This window comes from Pseudomonas sp. GW823-FHT02C02 (assembly GCF_058797635.1).
On the sequence record NZ_JBXAJV010000025.1, the window covers coordinates 65,962 to 83,669 of the forward strand.

A 17,708-nucleotide genomic window follows, 5' to 3' on the forward strand; every position below is an offset into this window, starting at 1 on the left:
GCTCATGAACAAGCTGGAACTGCTGCGCACCTTCGTTCGCGTCAGCGAAATGTCGAGTTTTACTCTGGCGGGGGAGAGCCTGGGTCTGCCTCGGTCCACGGTGTCCGATCACGTTCAAGCGCTGGAAACGCTGCTGGGGACACGCTTGCTTCAACGCACTACGCGCCGGGTCCAGGCGACTCAGGACGGGCTGGTGCTGTACGAACGCAGCAAGGATTTGTTGTCGCACATGGACGACATCGAGGGCCTGTTTCGCCAGGACCCGGCCTCGTTGGTCGGGCGGATTCGCATCGACATGCCGAACTTTCTGGCTCGCCAGGTGGTGATGCCGCAACTGCCGGAATTCATGGCGCGCCACCCCCACCTGGAACTGGAAATCAGCACCACTGACCGGCGAGTCGATCTGCTTCGGGAGGGTTTTGATTGCGTGTTGCGCGTGGGGTCGCAGCCGGACCAGTCGGTGGTCGCTCGTCGCGTGTGTGATTTCGCCATGGTCAACTGCGCGAGCCCGGCGTACTTGGCGCGCTACGGGATTCCCGAAACACTCGAAGACCTGGCGCAGCACCGGATGGTGCATTACGTCGGCGTATTGGGTTCGCGGTCGGACGGGTTTCTGTACGAGGTGGAAGGCAAGCCCCGGCAACTGCCGATGGCGGGCAGCGTGACGGTCAACAGCACCGATGCTTATGAGCTGGCGTGCGTGGGGGGATTCGGACTGATTCAGGCGCCGGTCAAGGGCATGCAATCGCACTTGAACAGTGGTGATCTGGTGGCGGTGCTGCCGCAGTTCAGCGCACCCTCGATGGAGGTCTCGCTGCTCTACGCCCGGCAACGGCATTTGCCGCTGCGGGTGAGGGCGTTCATGGACTGGCTGGCCAATGTCATCCAGTCCACAACCTAACCGCCCTTGTAGGAGCGAGGCTTGCCCGCGAAGAACGATAACGCGGTCTGACCGAATGACCGGGTTATCGCTCTTCGTGGGCAAGTCGGATTGCCGCACCACTCGCGCCTGCAGGGTTATGTGTTGGGGCTAGAAGAGTTGGGTGAACAGCCAATACAGGCTGCCTGACAGCACAATCGCCGCCGGCAAGGTCAGCACCCACGCCATCAGCAGATTGCGGATGGTCTTCATCTGCAAGCCACCGCCGTTGGCGACCATGCTCCCGGCCACGCCCGAGGACAACACGTGAGTGGTCGACACCGGCAAGCCGAACATGTCCGCTGCGCCGATGGTCAGCATGGCCACGGTTTCCGCCGAGGCGCCTTGCGCGTAGGTCAGGTGGGTCTTGCCGATCTTTTCGCCGACCGTCACCACGATGCGCTTCCAGCCGACCATGGTGCCCAGCCCGAGCGCAATCGCCACCGCGATCTTCACCCACAGCGGAATAAAGCGCGTCGAGTTGTCGATCTGTTGCTTGAACAGTTGCAGCTTGCCGGTGGTGTCGGCGTCGAAGTGGCCGACTTTGTTCTTGTCCATCAGGCGAATGGTTTCGCTGGTCAGGTACATGTCGTTACGCACGTTGCCCACGGCTTCGGCCGGTACTTTGGACAGCGAGCCATAACCCTTGACCTCTGCGCCGATACTGCCCGTAAGGGCGGCGAGGGCCGGGATCAGTTGCGGTGTGGCTTCCTTGCTGCGCACGTATTCAGAGAGGATCGGGCGCGGATCGGCGGGGGCCGGCATCGGCACGCTTTTGACCAGCGCTTGCTGGGTGACTTCGGCGACGGCGGCGAACTGCAGCGCCTGATCGGCCGGCATGGTGCGGTTCAGCGCATAGGCCATCGGCAGCGTGCCGACCAGAATCAGCATGATCAGGCCCATACCTTTTTGGCCGTCGTTGGAACCGTGGGCGAACGAGACCCCGGTGCAGGTCACAATCAACATGCCGCGAATCCACCACGGCGGTGGCGTGTTGCCGACGGGCGCCTTGTACAGCGCGCGATTCTTCACGAACGCACGCAAGGCCAGCAACAACAGCGCGGCAAAACCGAAGCCGACCAGCGGCGACAACAGTAACGCATAGCCGATCTTGGTCGCTTGAGCCCAGTCCACGCCGCTGGTGCCGTCGTGGCCGTGCATCAGGGCATTGGCCACACCGACGCCGATGATCGAACCGATCAAGGTGTGCGACGACGAGGCCGGCAAGCCCAGCCACCACGTGCCGAGGTTCCACAGGATCGCCGCGATCAACAGGGCGAAGATCATCGCGAAACCGGCGGAGGACCCGACTTGCAGAATCAGTTCCACGGGCAACAGGGCGATGATGCCGAACGCCACCGCGCCACTCGACAGCAGCACCCCGAGGAAGTTGAAGAACCCGGACCAGGCCACCGCGAAATTCGGCGGCATCGAGTTGGTGTAAATCACCGTGGCCACGGCGTTGGCGGTGTCGTGGAAACCGTTGACGAACTCAAAGCCCAGGGCGATCAGCAGCGCTACGCCCAACAGCAGAAACGGCGTCCAGGTGGTGACCTCCGTGCCGAGTTCGCTCATGTCGTGCATCAGGCTGTAGGCGGTGAACAACAACCCGCTGGCCAGCACTCCGAAAAACACCACGAGGGTGAGCAGGCTGGGTTTTTTATCGAGTTGAGGCCTGGCACTGCGGGCGGGAGCCTGGGTCTGGGCGGTGTAGGAGGGCGTAGCCATGACAGACAATCCTGAGGAAGGAAGGAGTGTCTGTCATGATCGTTGCCAAATGTTACAGAGAAACTGCCCTAGATCAGGGTTTGGTTTTTTTGCTGATCCGTTAATCAGAATTCACCCGGTCCCTGTAGGCGCGAGGCTTGCTCGCGAAAGCGGTGTATCAGGTAAAACGCCTTCGCGGGCAAGCCTCGCTCCTACAGGGGATGGGGCAAAGGCTCAATAATCCTGGCGCTTGCGAAACGCCCAACGCCCCGCAATCACGGTAAACGTCGCCACCAGTGCCACCAGAATCCAGAACCCCTCCGGATCCCCCGACAACGGCACCCCACCCACATTCATGCCAAAAAAACCGGCAATGATGTTGATCGGCAGCGCCAGCACCGTCACCACGGTCAGGGTGAACAGCGTGCGGTTGCTCTGCTCGTTCAGGTTGGCCGCGATCTCTTCCTGCAACAGCTTGATCCGCTCACCCAGCGCCGTGAGGTCGTTGATGATCAGCGCAAATTCCTCGGTGGACTTGCGCAACTCCTTCACGTCTTCCTTCTGCAACCAGTGCGGCGGCCGGTTGAGCAATCGCAACAACGAACCGGGCTCCAGCGCCAGCAGCCGTTGCAGGCGCACCAGCACCCGGCGATTGGCACCCAGTTCCGCACGGTTGGTCGACAGCCGCGAGGACAGCAATTCATCTTCGATCTGATCGACACTGAGGCTGGTCTTGCGCACGATCTGGGTCAGTACCTCGCCCTGATCGCGGAGCAGATGCACCAGCAATTCCAGCGGTGAACGAAAGCACTCGCCGGCCTTCACCGACGAGCGCAACTTGTCCACCGAGTGCAGCGGTTGCAGGCGGGCGCTGATGATCAGCCGGCTGCGGGCGCACACCCACAGCGTCGACACATCCGACGACACCATGCTGCTGAGGTTGAACACCACATCGTTGACCACCGCCAGCAACGCCGAATCCACATGCTCGATGCGCGTGGATCGAGACCCTTCGTGCAAGGCTTCGAAAAACTCGTCCGGCAATGCCAGATGGCTTTTCATCCAGCGCTCACACGCGGCATGCGCCAGGTTCAGGTGCAGCCACAGGAATTCATCGCTCTCGTCCGGCTGTTGCAGGTATTGCAGCGCTTTCGCCGAATCAATCTCCCGACCCCGCTCACCGGGGCGAAAACTGAAACCGTAGAGCAGACCGAACAGGTCCGGGTCGCGATGGCTTTGGTCGATGCTGTGGTTCATTGGGGCTCGCAAGGGGAGGCGCCTGTCGCAGGTTTTACAGGTTCACTTGAGCCGCATCATCGCAACTGTGGATGACGTTTTTGTGACGAAAAAATAACCGCAAACGATTGCATTGCCGGTGGTCGGAATGGATTCAAGAACCGCTCTGGCCCGCCGATCTTGCTTAAGTTACCTTGCGCGGCTTCGGCCATGAGCCAAGTTTCAGACAGGGATGTCCGGACACCTTTCACGCTGTGTTTGCCGCGTGTCTCACCCCCTGTCATGAGTATCACTCGATGCTGCAAAAATCCCTGAGAGCACAAATTCTCGCCCTGTTGAGCGGCAGCCTGTTGGCGGTACTGTTGATCGCCCTGGCTTGCTTTCACTTTCTGTCCAGCGGCGTTCAGAGCTACGCCAACCTGATCGAAGGCCCGCTGCACACCTCGCAGTTGATCGATGAAGCCAACCTGCAATTCAAGGTGCAGGTTCAGGAATGGAAAAACGTCCTGCTGCGTGGCAAGCAACCGGCCGACCTGGACAAGTATTGGAAACAGTTCGAAGACCGTCAGCGCGATGTGCAGAGCATTCTCGGTGAGCTGGCTGTGCAAAAAGGTATCGATCCGCAACTGAAAACCCGCATCGAACGCCTGCGTGACGAACACCGTTTGCTGGGCGCTGCCTATCAGAAGGGCCGTGACGCCTACGTGGCGGCGGGCGCCGACCCGACGGCAGGCGACGCGGCGGTCAAAGGTGTCGACCGTGCGACCAGCGAACAGATGACCGAGTTGGTCAGCGAATTGCGCAAGCAGGGTGTCGAGCAGTCGAAGCAAATCAGCGCCGAAGCCGATCGCACCGTGTTGCTGGGGCTCATTGTGATGCTCGTCTCGGGGCTGTTGATCGGGCTCTTGAGCCTGTGGCTGGTCAACCGCAACCTGATTGAACCGATTCGCAAACTGATCGAGTACGTCGCGCAACTCAGCCAGGGCAAGTTTGCCGACCGCGTGGCCAGACCCGTCAGGATGAGCTGGGTAAATTGGCGGTTGCGGCCAACACTTTGCGTGATTTCCTCGCCGAAACGTTCAGCCGTTTGCAGCGCAGCGCCAAGGACCTGGACAGCGCCAGCAGTGAGCTGAACTCGATCGCCAGCCTCATGACCAGCGGCACCAATGAGCAGTTCAACCGCACCGATCAGGTGGCCACGGCGATGAACGAAATGTCGGCCACCGCACAGGAAGTCGCCCGTCACGCCGCCGATGCCGCACGCGCCGCCGACGATGCCGACCAGTCCGCCCAGCACGGCGAAAAAGTCATGCAGGGCACCATTCACACCATCACCCGGATGCGCGGCGAAATCGCCAACACCGCCACGGTCATCCGCCAACTGGAAACGGACAGCGGACGCATCGGCAAGGTGCTCGAAGTGATTCGCGGTATCGCCGAACAAACCAACCTGCTGGCGCTCAACGCGGCCATCGAAGCGGCCCGTGCCGGTGAAGCCGGACGCGGTTTTGCGGTGGTGGCCGATGAAGTGCGCAGCCTGGCCCAGCGCACGGCGGCATCGATCATCGAGATCAACCAGATCATTCAAACCGTGCAAACCGGTGCGGTGGACGCGGCTCAGGCGATTGAAAGCGGCCAGTCGCGCAGTGAGGAAAGCGTCGAGCAAGTGACCCAGGCCGGCGCCATGCTGGAGCGGATCACCCATGCCGTGGAAGCCATCCGCGACATGAACCGCCAGATCGCCACCGCCGCCGAAGAACAGACCTCGGTGGCCGAGGACATTTCACGCAACCTCACTGAAATCACCAGCATCGCCAGCACCAACCTGGACAACGTGCAGCGCACCGAAGCGGCCGGCCGTCATTTGCATGGGTTGTCGGGGCAGTTGAATGAAGTGACGGCGCGTCTGAGCGCGTAACGGAAACGGCGGCGTATCAGGTCGGTTACCGAGTCGGTACGCCCGTCGCTCTCGGATCCATAAGGGTTATGCCGCTGGTCGGGCGCCTGGCATTTTGGTTCGGTTTTACGGAGCACCTGTTAGTTCTGACAGTAGACGATTGCCGTGCACGAGCGTTTGATAGCGCTATCAGCGCAGTGGCGCTGCTGTATTCACAAGGAGCGTTTTTATGTCTATGGATCTGCAATTAAGTCGTTTGAAAGTAGAAGGGGTTGACGATGGCGAACTCACCGAACCGGTAGGCGAAAATGGTTTGCGGGCGCTAGTCGAAGGCAACCAGAACTACAAAAAAGGGGACAAGCTTGAAGTGATCTGGAATGACGTGTCGGTGTTCACGCATACAATCACGGTGGTTGAAGAGGTGGCAGGTGTGCACTTTTACATTGAAAAACAGTTCATTAAGCTTGGTCCCGTGAAGGCGAATTACACGCTAGCCGACGACTCTGGAAATGTCGCTGTATCGCCCGTTTCTAACTTCAACGTCATTGCTGCGACTTAAGCTTTTCCCGGAACTGTCTGCACCGGAAAGCTGAAAACAAACTGCGTGCCTTCCTTCGTTGTCGAGCGCACTTCCAGCTTTCCACCATGGGACTGCGCAATCTGACTGGCGATGTACAACCCCAACCCGAGACCGGTCTGCGGTGTTCCGCGGGCCGGTCGCGCGTAGGGGCGAAACAGATGGGGCAACGCGTCCTCGGCGATGAGCCCCTGATTCGTCACGCTCAGCACGAACTGCCCGTCGTGGATCTGCGCGCTCACGTCTACCGAGCCCTCGGGGTCGCCGTGGGCAACGGCGTTCGCCACCAGATTGGAAAGCAATTGCGCGACCCGCTCGCGATCGCACTGAATACCGTGCAGCTCGCCAATGGACATGTGAAGGGTGCGTTGGGGATAGATGTTCTGGACTTCTGAAATCACGTGCCGCAAGGCGTCGCCCAGGTCCGGGCACGGTGCGATGTTCACCGGAATGCCACTGCCCAACGAACCACGAGCGAAATCCAGCACATCATCGACCAGTCGGGTCGCGCGCCGGGCACTGGTCAGAATGTGCCGGGCCCGTTGCTGATTCGCCGGGTCGGGAAGCTTGCGCAAGAGCATTTCGGCGCCGGCGCTGATCGCGAACAACGGGTTGCGCAGGTCATGGCCGAGCACGGCGATGAACTGTTCGCGCAACGCGGTGTTTTTGCGTTCCGCCATCAATGCCGCTTCGGTTTTTTGCAGGTTCTCTTCCGCCTCGATCTGCAACGCCAGCATTCGCGCAAAGGATTCCATGGTGCTCTGGATCGTGCTGGATTTGAGCGATGCAGGATTGGGATCAAGGGCGCAGATGGTGCCGAAAAAGCGTCCGTCGGGGCGAAAGATCGGCACCGAAATATAGCTTTCGAATTGATAAAGGCGAGGCGTGTGGTGATCGCGGTAAAGCGGGTCTTCACTGGCCTTGTCGATCACCACCGACTGATGCGCCTGGCGAATTTCGTGGCACAAGGTGGTGACCACCTCCAGCTCGCCGCCGACCTGCAAGCCGAAGTCCAGCTGATCGAGTACGGCGCAAGCGGTCCATGAGTCTTCAGTGACACGCGCCACCGCAGCGAAGCGCAGCCCCGTCAATTCACGGATCACCTGGAGAATCGCCGGCACCGCGCTGATCCGGCCGATCGTGGCGATGTCTGCTGCCGCTGTTTGCCCCATCTCAATCCATCTCTAAATAATCACCGTTGAGGGATTCTAGCGGGCTACCGCCGAGTTGGCGCGTGTTGATTATGCGAATCCGGCATGCAAAAAAGCCGCACGATCCGAAGATCGTGCGGCTTTGTTTTATACGGGTATCAGGTGTCTTGTTTGTCGCTCAGGACTTTGCCGGTGGTGGCATCGAAGTCCACGTCGAATTCTTTGCCGTCAGCGGTTTTCAGTTCCACTTCGTACTCGTAGTTGTTGAAGTGGTTGTCCAGATCCGTGTCGGTGATGGTCGCGCCTGGGTGCAGTTTCAGTGCCGCCTGGTTCATTTCTTCCAGTGGCTTGATCTTGCCGCTCTTGACCAGCTCAGGGATCTGGTCGACACGAACGTCAGCCTGAGCCAGGCCAGCGGTGAGGGTCAGGGCAGCAGCGGTGAACAGGGCAGTCAGGGTTTTCATGGGTTCATTCCTTGGGGTGATCTGTTTAAGTGAGTCCAGATTAACTGTGGCAACTTAATTCACCCTTAATTCCAATCACCATGTCGTTTGGAAGATTTCGCGAGCAAGTCGGCTTGCCCGCGAAGAAGACGACGCGGTGTCGTGTCAGCTAGCGATCAGTACCCGTTGTTCTGCAGCAACTGCGCCACCGTCCCGGCCGCCGGGCGCTTGTAGAACTTCAGCAATTCACTGGCGCGGTTGGTGAAGATGCCATCGACGCCGGCGTCCATGACTTTCTGGTAATCAACCGCTTCGTCGATGGTGTAGACGTGCACCAGCAGGCCTTGATCGTGGGTGTACTGGTTCATCCACGGTTTCACCAGGTCCGAATAGCTCTGATCGCCACCCTTGGTCAACGCGGCCGAAGGACCGGTGCCGATCGCACCCTGGGCCTTGGCGTACTCGACCCATTGCTGGAATTCGGCTTTGTCTTTCGGTTCCTGTTTGGCGTAGTAGGTGGCCTTGTCCTTGTCGCCGGACTCGGCAAACGTCACTTTGGACTTAGGCTCGATACTGCCTTCGCCGACCCACAGCAGCAGGATCTTCGGCACTTGCGGCATTTCCTTCTCAAGCAGTTCGAGGCTGCTCTTCTCGAAGGTTTGCAGCACGACCTTGCCCTTGCCCTGGCCGACCGCCAGATTGCTTTTCGCCAGTTTGGAACCGGCCGGGCTCAGCCAGCCGCGATCCTGCAATTTGTCCTTGAGGTCGCGTTCGAGGCCGGGGAATTGCTTTGGTTCTTTGGTTTCGATGTACAGGCCGGGCTTGTGCAGCGGATTGCCCTGGGCGATGTCGATGATTTCGTCGAGGGTCAGGATCTTCAGGCCGACGAAGGACGGACGTGCGCGATCCGGGTACGCGGCGTTGAACCAGCTGCCGGCATCCAGGGTTTTCAGTTCGGCGAGGGTGAACGCGTTGGCCGGGCTGTCCTTGCGATCGGGGAATTTGGTGGCAACGTCGGTGGTGCGTTGCAGGTTGTTGTCGTGCAGGGCGAACAGCACGCCGTCCTTGCTGCGTTGGAGGTCCAGTTCCAGGTAATCGGCGCCCAGATCACGGGCCAGTCTGTAAGACGCCGCCGTGGATTCCGGTGCATCGTAGGATGCGCCGCGGTGGGCGATCACCGCCGGGTGCGGGATGCCCAAACGGGTGGCCAGTGCAGTCGGGCTGGGCTCGTTGGCGGCCTGTGCCTGGCCGAAGCCCAGCAGCATGCTCAGCAGCAGGGCGCTTTTGGTGAAGGTAACAGGCATGGTCGAGGTCCTTTCGCGTTGAATTTTCAAAGACGTCTCTTTTAACAACTGAGCGCCGCCAGCGCTATCGCCAGACCGACATAAACGTGTTTAAAGCAGATTTTTTCAGCGCTTTTGTGCGCTTCTTTGCAGTACTCTTGGCCCCGGCGTTTCCCCGGCAGAGGGAAATCCGAATGCCTGTCCTTGCGTGTAAACCATCGTTCACCGGTCGTTAACGACCTTTTGTGAGGTTTATATGCGCATCACTTCCGAGCTTATCTGCCAGGCCGCCGACCAACTCAAAGGCTTCGTTGGCCTCAATCGCAAAACTGGCCACTACATTGTGCGTTTCAGCGAAGACTCGTTTGGTATGGACGTGGCGGATGACGGGATCATTCCCACCAGTGAATTTGTCTGGGCGCCGGGGCCGGGGCAGGCCATGACGCTCAAGCGTGAGTTGATTCAATTGTTGCTGGATCAGAATATTGATGACCGGATCAATGTGACCGAGCCGTTGCGGGTGTACATGAATCGGCGGGAAGTGCCGGAGATTTCGGCGGTACGGAGTCTGGTTCGGGGCTGAAGTTTTACTGTGTCTGGACTGGCCTCTTCGCGGGCAAGCCTCGCTCCTACAGAGGGCACCGACAACCTGTAGGCGCGAGGCTTGCCCGCGAAGGCGGCCAGAAGAACACCGCATCATTTTACGGCCTTGAACCCATACGCCCGCTCAACCTTGCACACCCGCGTATGACACGCCGAATACCACGTCGACCGCCCCCGCTCACGGATCGCACTGTGCTCAGGATGATGTTTCCACGCCAGAATCGCCGCCTCGCTGGCCCAGTACGACACCGTAATCCCCAACCCATCCTCACCCCGAGCCGACTCAACAACGAGAAACCCCGGCTGCTCACGGGCCAGTTCCAGCATGCGTTCGGCGGCCTCGGCGTAGCCTTGATCACCGTCGGTGCGCAGCGAGGTAAAAATCACCGCGTAGTACGGCGCTGATGGCGTATCGGCCATCATGGCTGTTGCCTTTTGCAGGCTTCGACCAACGCCCGGGCCAGCGGCGGTAGCGTGCCGTTGAGCGCGGCGCGTTCGGGCTGGAACAGGGTGGCGACGAAAAACGGATGACCCTGGAGCTCCACCGCCCGCAGGTCGCCGGTCGAGTCATGGCCAACGGCGCACAACTGTTGGCTCAATAACTCACGCTCGAACGCCGGGTTCACGCCATAGCGGCAGCGATATCCCTCAACGATCTCGGCGCTTTCGTACACGTTGGCGATCAACGAGCCTTCAACCAGGCGAATGCTGTCCGTTGCTTCCACCAATGAGCAGGTCAGCGGCGTGAGTAATGCGCGTGCTGCACCGGGATGGGTTTCGCCGTGCTCGGCGTCTTCCCAACCCAATACGTTCCGAGCGAACTCAAGCACCGCGTGTTGAAAACCGCCGCAGGTGCCGAGGAACGGTCGCTGCTGCTCACGGGCAAAACGGATCGCCCGCAACGCGCCGTCCATGTCGCGGTAAGGGCTGGCGGGCACGCACCAGAAGCCGTCGAAGTGGTGTAACGGGGTGGCGGCGTTTAGGTGATCGGTGGCCAGCCACTGAAATTGCACATCCACGTTCAGGTGTTCGGCAGCCATGCCGAGCGCCCCGGGAATGGCTTGGTGGGCGGTGACCTGTGGGTCGTAGTCACCGATCAGGGCGATGCGCAGGGCGGTGTTTTCCATGAGTGATCTCGACGCTTGTTGATTCCTGGCACCCACTATAGATTGGCGCTCACGCATTCAATATTGGCGTTATCCCAAGTGATCAATGCAGCGACGCACTATCGACTCGACTATCCAGACCTGGCGCTGATCCTCGCCTTGGTGCGCGGCGGCTCTCTGGCCCGGGCATCGGCGTTATTGAAGGTCGACGTGTCGACGGTGTTTCGCGCGGTTCGCCGACTGGAAGCCGCGCTGGGCCAGCAACTGTTCGAAAAAAGCCGCGCCGGTTACCTGCCGACCACACTCGCCCAGACCCTGGCCGAGCAAGCCGAGCGCGCGGAACAAGCGCTGGACGCGGCGCGCATTGGCGTGGAGCAGGGCGGTGAAGTCATCAGCGGCACGGTGCGGCTGACCTGCACCGATTCTGTCCTGCAAGGTTTGCTGCTGCCGGCGCTGGCGCAGTTCATGCCGTCCTACCCGGCGCTGACCCTCGAACTGAGCACCTCCAACGACTTCGCCAACCTCAGCCGTCGGGATGCCGATATCGCCTTGCGCCTGACTCGCGCACCGCCCGAGCATCTGGTTGGTCGACGTCTGGCGGATATTTCCTATCGGGTCTGTGCCAGTACGGCGTACCTGAAATCAGTCGATCCTGAAGACCTGGCCTCGCTGACCTGGATCGCGCCGGATGACTTCCTTCCCGACCACCCCACCGTGGCATGGCGGCGCCAGCAACTGCCCGGCGTCACGCCTGGTTATCGCTGCAACAGCATGCTGTCGGTGACCGAGTTGGTGCGTGCCGGGCTGGGCGTTGCGGCGTTACCGGACTTTTTGATCGGTGATGAACTGCAACCACTGACTGGTCCGCTGCACGGTTACGACACCGCGCTCTGGTTGCTGACCCGTCCGGACTGCCGCGCGTTGCGCTCGGTGGTGACGTTGTTCGATGAGCTGGGGCGGGCGCTTCGACTGCCGTGACCGGGTGCTAATTCTTCGGATGATCATTCACTAAATGCTGATGCATTTCCGAGGTCAGGCTTTCAATGCGTTCGGTCAGGTTCTTGGTCATTTCCGTAAGCCGGGTGTTCAGTTCAAGCAGTTCGAGCAGTTGCGCGGTGTTCTGCGCCGCTTGTGCCTGGCGTTCGCTGTTGGCCACGGCGATGGATTCGCGGTGCAGGGCATCGGCATCGGTCTGGGCTTTGTCCCGCGCAGCCTGACGGGTCTGGGCCAACAGGATCAGGGGAGCGGCATACGCCGCCTGCAGGCTGAACGCCAGGTTGAGCAGGATGAACGGATAAACGTCGAACTGGGTCACGCCAGAGACGTTAAGGCATATCCAGATCGCCACGATCAGCGTCTGGGCGCCCAGGAAAGTCGGCGTGCCGAAGAACCGTGCAAAGGCCTCGGCGCGCAGGGCGAACTTGTCGTTGCCGAACGTTGGCTCCAAGTGAGCATGGGGGCGGTGAAAGCGCAGATGGTCGACGGCAGCGGCGGGTTTGGTTTCGTGGGTCGGCGTGGTCATGATGATCTCTGCGTGGCGCTGGGACTGACGTTCACTATAGCCCCAGCGCCATTTTCATTTTGAAACACATTGCCGCGTTTTATTCCGCGCGCCCTGTGATCGGTGTTTCGGCAGAGATTGTCATTTATGGCAGCTCGATTCAGCGCTGATAACAGGCCAGGAACATGTCCAGTGCTGACTCCACTACGGTGCGTTGCATCTCATCTGACAGCGGGGGCAGCCCCATGGAAATCTGCGGCCAGAACGCAAAGGATTTAAGCATCCCCTGGATCTGCTGCGCGGCAAATTCGGGGGCGACCGGCTTCAACCGACCGTCCGCCTGGGCGGCGCGGATCCACACAGTCAGGCCTTCTTCACGCTCGCCCATCCGGGCCACCATGTTCTGCGCGCGCTCGGGAGAATGGATGGTGGCGGCGATCGCCACCCGCGCCAGGTCGAGAAAGTTTTCATCGCCCAGCATCTGCAATTTCGCCTGCAACATCAGGCGCATTTGCTCGCGCAGGGGCAGGTCAGGGCGGTAGGACGTTTCCTGTTCGGCGGTCACCCGCGCCCACAGTTGATTGAGGATTTCGGCGAACAATTCTTCCTTGCTGGGGAAGTGGTTGTACACCGTGCGCTTCGACACCCCAGCGGTGGCGGCGATCTTGTCCATGCTGGTGATGTCGAAACCGTTGGCACGGAATTCGGCAATCGCCGCCTGGATGATGGCTTCGCGTTTTCGGTCGGTGAGGCGCTGTGGAGCTGTCATAAGTACGCTTCGGCAGTCGGCAGAGAAGAATTACACTCGGCAGTTTACTTGTGATCCGCTTTGATGCAACCTAGAAACTACACTGTGCAGTGTAATGTTTCGTTAATCCTGTGCAGTGAATACTAGAATCTCCGGCTGATGCGTGCGTGCTTTGGCCAATTATCGTCCCACCGTGAAATCCGCGCTTTGCGGTTTTTCTGGAGTTACTCAGACATGGCCGACTCAATTTCCCCTGCGGACAATGCCTCCACACCCGAAGCTTCCCGTCAGGCACAAGGGCTGTTCCAGAATCATGTGCCTGTGCAACGTGAAGGCGTGCGAAAAATGCTGCGCATCATGTGGAACATGATTTTCAACAAACCGCGCGACACTCGCCCAACTGCACCCGTCCCGGTGCAAGCCCTGAGCCACGCAGCATTGATCGCCGCGCCCAACCACAGCGTCTATCGCCTCGGCCACTCCACCGTACTGCTGAAACTGCGGGACAAATTCTGGATCACCGACCCGGTCTTCGCCGAGCGCGCTTCACCCGTGCAATGGGCCGGCCCCAAGCGTTTCCACCAGCCACCGATCAGCCTCGATGACTTGCCGCCGATAGAGGCGGTGATCCTGTCGCACGACCACTACGACCACCTCGATTATCAAACGGTGCTCACACTGGCGGACAAGGCCAACTACTTCCTGACGCCACTGGGCGTCGGCGACACCCTGGTCAAGTGGGGCGTCGATGCCAGCAAAGTGCGCCAACTCGATTGGTGGCAGGGCACGGAAGTCGATGGCATCCAGTTCATCGCCACACCGTCGCAGCACTTTTCCGGGCGCGGCCTGTTCGATGGCAACAGCACGCTCTGGGCCTCGTGGGTGATGATCGATGGCGACACGCGGATCTTCTTCAGCGGCGACAGCGGTTATTTCGATGGCTTCAAACGCATCGGTGAACAGCACGGCCCGTTTGACCTGACCCTCATGGAAACCGGCGCCTACAACGTCGAGTGGCCGCACATTCACATGCAGCCGGAAGAAACCCTGCAAGCGCACATCGACCTCAAGGGCCGCTGGTTACTGCCCATCCACAACGGCACTTTCGATTTGTCGATGCACGCCTGGTTCGAGCCCTTCGACCGGATCCTCGCCTTGGCCTGGGAACGCAATGTGTCGATCACCACGCCGCAAATGGGCGAAGCGTTCAACGTCATGTACCCACAGCGAGGGGCCGCATGGTGGTCGGAAATGGAAAGTACAGTGAAGGAAGAAGGGCGTTTGGCTTGTAGCGGCTACAAGTCTGGATGATGTTTCCTACATTGACAGCTCCTTGTGACTGACAGCCGTTTCCTACGGTTTCGGTAGGCTGTGCGGCGGGTGAAATGACTCACCCGCGATTAGCCATATCAAGGATGCTGTAAATGAAGGACGTTTTAAAAAGCCGCATGACGGCACTGGCGCAGATCATTCTGCTATCGGTCACCGGACCTGCATTCGCAGACAGCAACGCCTCCGTCACTGCCCAGTCGCTCGAATATGCGAGCGTCAGCGAGCTTACCGAGCGGATGGCGCGCAACGAACTCACCTCAGTCACACTGGTGGAGTATTTGCAGGCGCGCATCCACACGCTGGACAAGCAAGGGCCGACGATCAACGCGATTATCGAGCTCAACCCACAGGCCATCGACATTGCCACCGCTTTGGACCAGGAGCGTCAGGACGGAAAAGTGCGTGGTCCGCTGCACGGCATTCCTGTTCTGCTCAAGGACAACATCGACACGGCGGATCAGATGCAAACGAGCGCGGGTTCGTTGGCCATGGTCGGTCAGCCTGCTGCGAACGACGCGTTTGTGGTCCAACAGCTGCGTGACGCAGGTGCCGTCATTCTCGGCAAAACCAACATGAGCGAATGGGCTTACGTCCGGGAAATGGGCTTGCCCCACGGTTGGAGTGGCCGAGGTGGCCAGGGTAAAAACCCCCACGTGTTAAATGGCGAAATCTGTGGTTCCAGCTCGGGTTCAGCCGCCGGTGTTGCCGCCGGTTTCGCACCGTTGGCCATGGGGACCGAAACCAACGGTTCCATCGCGTGCCCTGCTTCGGCCAATGGCGTGGTGGGCGTCAAGCCTACGCTGGGTCTGTTCAGCCGATCGGGCATCATTCCCATTACCCGTCTGCAAGATACGCCGGGTACCCTGACGCGCACCGTTCGTGACGCCGCGCTGATGTTCAACGCCCTGCAAGGCGTTGACGCCCGTGACCCTGTCACCAGCGATGCACCAGTGGGCGTTGACTACACCGCGCTGCTCAACACGGATGCACTGCAAGGCAAAAGAATCGGTTATCCGACCGAATACGTCGGCACCAACGGCACTGTGCTTCGACCCGGTTTTGAATTCCTGATGGCATTGGCCACACTGGAAGAGCAAGGCGCTACCCTGGTGCCGTTGAGCGTCCGACTGCCGGATATCGATGGCTACTTCAACACCCTCATGGCAGGCATGAAACATGAACTGCCCGAGTACCTGGCCAGCCGCTCAGGGTTGCCGATTCAGACGCTTCAACAGTTGATCGATTTCAACGAGCTGAATCCGGGTGCCGAAGGTTACGGGCAGCAAATGCTGAACGACATCAACCAACTGGACATGACCCACGCGCAGGCAACCGAGATGTTCGGCGTGCTCAGTGCCAGCTTCAAGGCTGCCATTGATGAGCAAATGGCTGAACATGATCTGGATGCGATGTTCGCCGATGCCGATGGCTACTCGCAATTCAGTGCCGCAGTCGCTGGCTACCCAGCCATTACCGTCCCGTCGGGCATGAACAGCGATGAACTGCCAACGTCTGTGTTCTTTTTCGGCCAGCGCTGGAGTGAACCCCAACTGCTGGCGCTGGCTTACAGCTATGAACAAGCGTCGTTAGAGCGTCAGAATCCGGCGTTTCGGGAGCAGTAAGGTCCAAGACCAAGGCAGGTGATGGTGGGCGTTAAAGGCCGTGACTGCTCCACCTGCGAGGAAAGCCATGAGCCTTCCTGAAAGGGCGATCCAGTCACGCCTCAGAACGCCTGATCTTCTGCCGTCGGGCCGCTCGCCATGGAGCGGCCCGCGATCTTCGCCACCGTCAGGTCGCAAACATTCCCGTCGAGAATTTCATCCATTTCCCCCGCTGACAGTCCAAGCCTCTGCGCCGCTTCCAGCTTGCCCAACTGACCGGTGTCGAGCAGCATGCCGATCTTCATCAGGTATTCGGCCTTGGCCCTCATTTCCCCCGCATCGGCAGCACCCGAAGACGGATGACCAAGCCTGTCGCATTCATCGATTCCATTCATCTGCTGACTCCTCACTCAACCATCGCGTAGTCCGCCCGACCCACCGGATCAGGCGTCGACCCTCTCACATTCATCCCCCGACCCGGCGCAAATCCGGGGAAGAACACCAGGCCTTCCGATTCAAACCGATACGCCAACGCCAACCGGGTGACATCCAGCACATCGCGTTCGGCCTCGAATCGCACAATGGCGTCCACGGAGACACCGGATTCCTCCGAGAGCTCTTCCACGCTCCAACCCAGCATCGCTCGGGCCTGGGCACAGTGGGCCGGGGTGAATTGGAAAAGGGCGATACGTTCCAGGGTGATTTTCATCGCAAGAGAGGCCATGGTGTTCTCCGGGCTCGAGAGTGCTAATCCAAAAAGTACTGTTGTTTTGTACAGTTGTTTTGCGCCCGGATCAAACTCATTTTTTGATTTTTTCTATGTCGCCCCCTCCATCCAGACGGACGGTGCCTGCCCCAATACGCGGCGAAACATGGTCGAGAATGCCGCCGGGCTGTCATAACCGAAATCCAGCGCAATCCGCGTCACCGGCGTCCCCGCCGCCAACCGCGCCAGGGCCAGCACCACGCAGGCCCGCTGGCGCCATTGGCTGAAACTCAGCCCAGTCTGCTGACGGAACAGCCGATTGAACGTGCGCAAGCTGATGTGCAAATGATCGGCCCACTGCTGCGGCGATTGATGCGCGTCGGGCCGCTGCAAAAAGCCTTGGCACAACCCCAGCAACCGCGCATCGACCGGTAACGGAATGTGCAACGGCAAGTGAGCACTGCGCGCCAGTTCATGCAACAGCAAGCCGATCAGCGCGCCATCGCGCCCGGCCTCGTCGTACACCAGCGGGATCTCCACCGCCTCCATCAACAAGTGCCGCATCAACGGCGACACACTGATCACCTGGCAACGTTCCCCCAAATCAACCGCATCAGGTTCGATGTACAAACTGCGCGTGCTCACCCCCAGCATCAGCACCTCATGCGCCACCCCCGCCGGAATCCACACCGCCCGCTGCGGCGGCACCACCCAATTGCCATCGTGCGTACTGACCTGCATCACCCCCGTCGCGCCGTACAGCAGTTGTGCCCGCCGATGCGTATGACGGGGCAACACATGACCGTGGGAATAATCCGTACCGACCGCCACCACCGAGCGCGGTGTGTCATCCAGCAGATTAATCGAAACATTGCGCATTGAGCGTCTTCCAACAGTT

General features: G+C 59.9%; 20 protein-coding genes. 8 read left to right on the forward strand and 12 right to left on the reverse strand.

What is annotated here, in order from left to right:
* Positions 1–4 precede the first annotated feature (4 nt).
* Positions 5–901, forward strand: a complete 897-nt coding sequence (locus tag AC1ROI_RS31315) for a LysR family transcriptional regulator (protein ID WP_102594210.1) — start codon at positions 5–7, stop codon at positions 899–901.
* Between the two features lie 129 nt (positions 902–1,030).
* Here AC1ROI_RS31315 and AC1ROI_RS31320 read toward each other — a convergent pair whose 3' ends face one another.
* Positions 1,031–2,647 (reverse strand): inorganic phosphate transporter, encoded by a 1,617-nt coding sequence (locus AC1ROI_RS31320; protein ID WP_102594209.1) that lies wholly within the window; start codon positions 2,645–2,647, stop codon positions 1,031–1,033.
* A 213-nt stretch (positions 2,648–2,860) separates the two neighbouring features.
* Positions 2,861–3,883 (reverse strand): transporter, encoded by a 1,023-nt coding sequence (locus AC1ROI_RS31325; RefSeq protein WP_010457297.1) that lies wholly within the window; start codon positions 3,881–3,883, stop codon positions 2,861–2,863.
* A 275-nt stretch (positions 3,884–4,158) separates the two neighbouring features.
* Between AC1ROI_RS31325 and AC1ROI_RS31330 the strand changes: the two genes are divergently transcribed.
* From AC1ROI_RS31330 to AC1ROI_RS31340, 3 genes are all read left to right on the forward strand, one after another.
* Positions 4,159–4,995, forward strand: coding sequence for a Tim44 domain-containing protein (locus tag AC1ROI_RS31330; protein WP_371857864.1), 837 nt, complete (start codon positions 4,159–4,161; stop codon positions 4,993–4,995).
* A 176-nt stretch (positions 4,996–5,171) separates the two neighbouring features.
* On the forward strand, positions 5,172–5,780 hold the full coding sequence (locus AC1ROI_RS31335) for a methyl-accepting chemotaxis protein (RefSeq protein ID WP_371857865.1): 609 nt from the start codon (positions 5,172–5,174) through the stop codon (positions 5,778–5,780).
* Between the two features lie 208 nt (positions 5,781–5,988).
* Positions 5,989–6,318 carry a hypothetical protein gene (locus tag AC1ROI_RS31340; protein ID WP_083375911.1) on the forward strand — a complete coding sequence of 110 codons (330 nt, stop codon included), beginning with the start codon at positions 5,989–5,991 and terminating at the stop codon, positions 6,316–6,318.
* On the opposite strand, the gene AC1ROI_RS31345 is transcribed toward AC1ROI_RS31340, so the two are convergent.
* The 3 genes from AC1ROI_RS31345 to AC1ROI_RS31355 form a co-directional block, all read right to left on the reverse strand.
* Positions 6,315–7,508 (reverse strand): GAF domain-containing sensor histidine kinase, encoded by a 1,194-nt coding sequence (locus tag AC1ROI_RS31345; RefSeq protein ID WP_102594208.1) that lies wholly within the window; start codon positions 7,506–7,508, stop codon positions 6,315–6,317. The two genes, AC1ROI_RS31340 and AC1ROI_RS31345, sit on opposite strands and share 4 nt — an antisense overlap.
* Positions 7,509–7,645: 137 nt before the next feature.
* Positions 7,646–7,951: a PepSY domain-containing protein gene (locus tag AC1ROI_RS31350; RefSeq protein ID WP_010457288.1), complete on the reverse strand. Its 306-nt coding sequence runs from the start codon at positions 7,949–7,951 to the stop codon at positions 7,646–7,648.
* A 155-nt stretch (positions 7,952–8,106) separates the two neighbouring features.
* Positions 8,107–9,234: a glycerophosphodiester phosphodiesterase gene (locus AC1ROI_RS31355; RefSeq protein WP_010457286.1), complete on the reverse strand. Its 1,128-nt coding sequence runs from the start codon at positions 9,232–9,234 to the stop codon at positions 8,107–8,109.
* A 235-nt stretch (positions 9,235–9,469) separates the two neighbouring features.
* Between AC1ROI_RS31355 and AC1ROI_RS31360 the strand changes: the two genes are divergently transcribed.
* A complete protein-coding gene (locus AC1ROI_RS31360; protein ID WP_010457284.1) occupies positions 9,470–9,796 on the forward strand; it encodes a DUF2025 family protein in 327 nt (108 codons plus the stop codon).
* 113 nt (positions 9,797–9,909) lie between these two features.
* Here the strand turns inward: AC1ROI_RS31360 and AC1ROI_RS31365 are convergent, their stop codons facing one another.
* Together AC1ROI_RS31365 and AC1ROI_RS31370 are read right to left on the reverse strand one after the other, a co-directional pair.
* Positions 9,910–10,239: an antibiotic biosynthesis monooxygenase family protein gene (locus AC1ROI_RS31365; protein WP_102594207.1), complete on the reverse strand. Its 330-nt coding sequence runs from the start codon at positions 10,237–10,239 to the stop codon at positions 9,910–9,912.
* Positions 10,236–10,943, reverse strand: a complete 708-nt coding sequence (locus AC1ROI_RS31370; RefSeq protein ID WP_102594206.1) for a CTP synthase C-terminal region-related (seleno)protein — start codon at positions 10,941–10,943, stop codon at positions 10,236–10,238. The genes AC1ROI_RS31365 and AC1ROI_RS31370 overlap by 4 nt, the downstream gene beginning before the upstream one ends.
* Before the next feature lie 15 nt (positions 10,944–10,958).
* Here AC1ROI_RS31370 and AC1ROI_RS31375 point away from each other — a divergent pair, with 15 nt between their 5' ends.
* Positions 10,959–11,900, forward strand: coding sequence for a LysR family transcriptional regulator (locus tag AC1ROI_RS31375; protein ID WP_081853992.1), 942 nt, complete (start codon positions 10,959–10,961; stop codon positions 11,898–11,900).
* Between the two features lie 7 nt (positions 11,901–11,907).
* Here the strand turns inward: AC1ROI_RS31375 and AC1ROI_RS31380 are convergent, their stop codons facing one another.
* Both AC1ROI_RS31380 and AC1ROI_RS31385 read right to left on the reverse strand, forming a co-directional pair.
* Positions 11,908–12,444, reverse strand: coding sequence for a DUF1003 domain-containing protein (locus tag AC1ROI_RS31380; protein WP_102594205.1), 537 nt, complete (start codon positions 12,442–12,444; stop codon positions 11,908–11,910).
* 139 nt (positions 12,445–12,583) lie between these two features.
* On the reverse strand, positions 12,584–13,192 hold the full coding sequence (locus AC1ROI_RS31385; protein ID WP_010457275.1) for a TetR/AcrR family transcriptional regulator: 609 nt from the start codon (positions 13,190–13,192) through the stop codon (positions 12,584–12,586).
* A 213-nt stretch (positions 13,193–13,405) separates the two neighbouring features.
* Here AC1ROI_RS31385 and AC1ROI_RS31390 point away from each other — a divergent pair, with 213 nt between their 5' ends.
* Both AC1ROI_RS31390 and AC1ROI_RS31395 read left to right on the forward strand, forming a co-directional pair.
* A complete protein-coding gene (locus tag AC1ROI_RS31390) occupies positions 13,406–14,482 on the forward strand; it encodes an MBL fold metallo-hydrolase (protein WP_083375918.1) in 1,077 nt (358 codons plus the stop codon).
* 113 nt (positions 14,483–14,595) lie between these two features.
* The gene (locus tag AC1ROI_RS31395) at positions 14,596–16,125 is read left to right on the forward strand and encodes an amidase family protein (RefSeq protein WP_102594204.1); all 1,530 of its coding nucleotides are present in this window, start codon (positions 14,596–14,598) and stop codon (positions 16,123–16,125) included.
* 101 nt (positions 16,126–16,226) lie between these two features.
* On the opposite strand, the gene AC1ROI_RS31400 is transcribed toward AC1ROI_RS31395, so the two are convergent.
* From AC1ROI_RS31400 to AC1ROI_RS31410, 3 genes are all read right to left on the reverse strand, one after another.
* Positions 16,227–16,499, reverse strand: coding sequence for a helix-turn-helix domain-containing protein (locus tag AC1ROI_RS31400; protein ID WP_010457272.1), 273 nt, complete (start codon positions 16,497–16,499; stop codon positions 16,227–16,229).
* A gap of 11 nt (positions 16,500–16,510) precedes the next feature.
* The gene (locus tag AC1ROI_RS31405) at positions 16,511–16,828 is read right to left on the reverse strand and encodes a helix-turn-helix domain-containing protein (RefSeq protein ID WP_010457271.1); all 318 of its coding nucleotides are present in this window, start codon (positions 16,826–16,828) and stop codon (positions 16,511–16,513) included.
* 93 nt (positions 16,829–16,921) lie between these two features.
* Positions 16,922–17,689: an AraC family transcriptional regulator gene (locus tag AC1ROI_RS31410; protein ID WP_102594203.1), complete on the reverse strand. Its 768-nt coding sequence runs from the start codon at positions 17,687–17,689 to the stop codon at positions 16,922–16,924.
* Between the last annotated feature and the right edge of the window lie 19 nt (positions 17,690–17,708).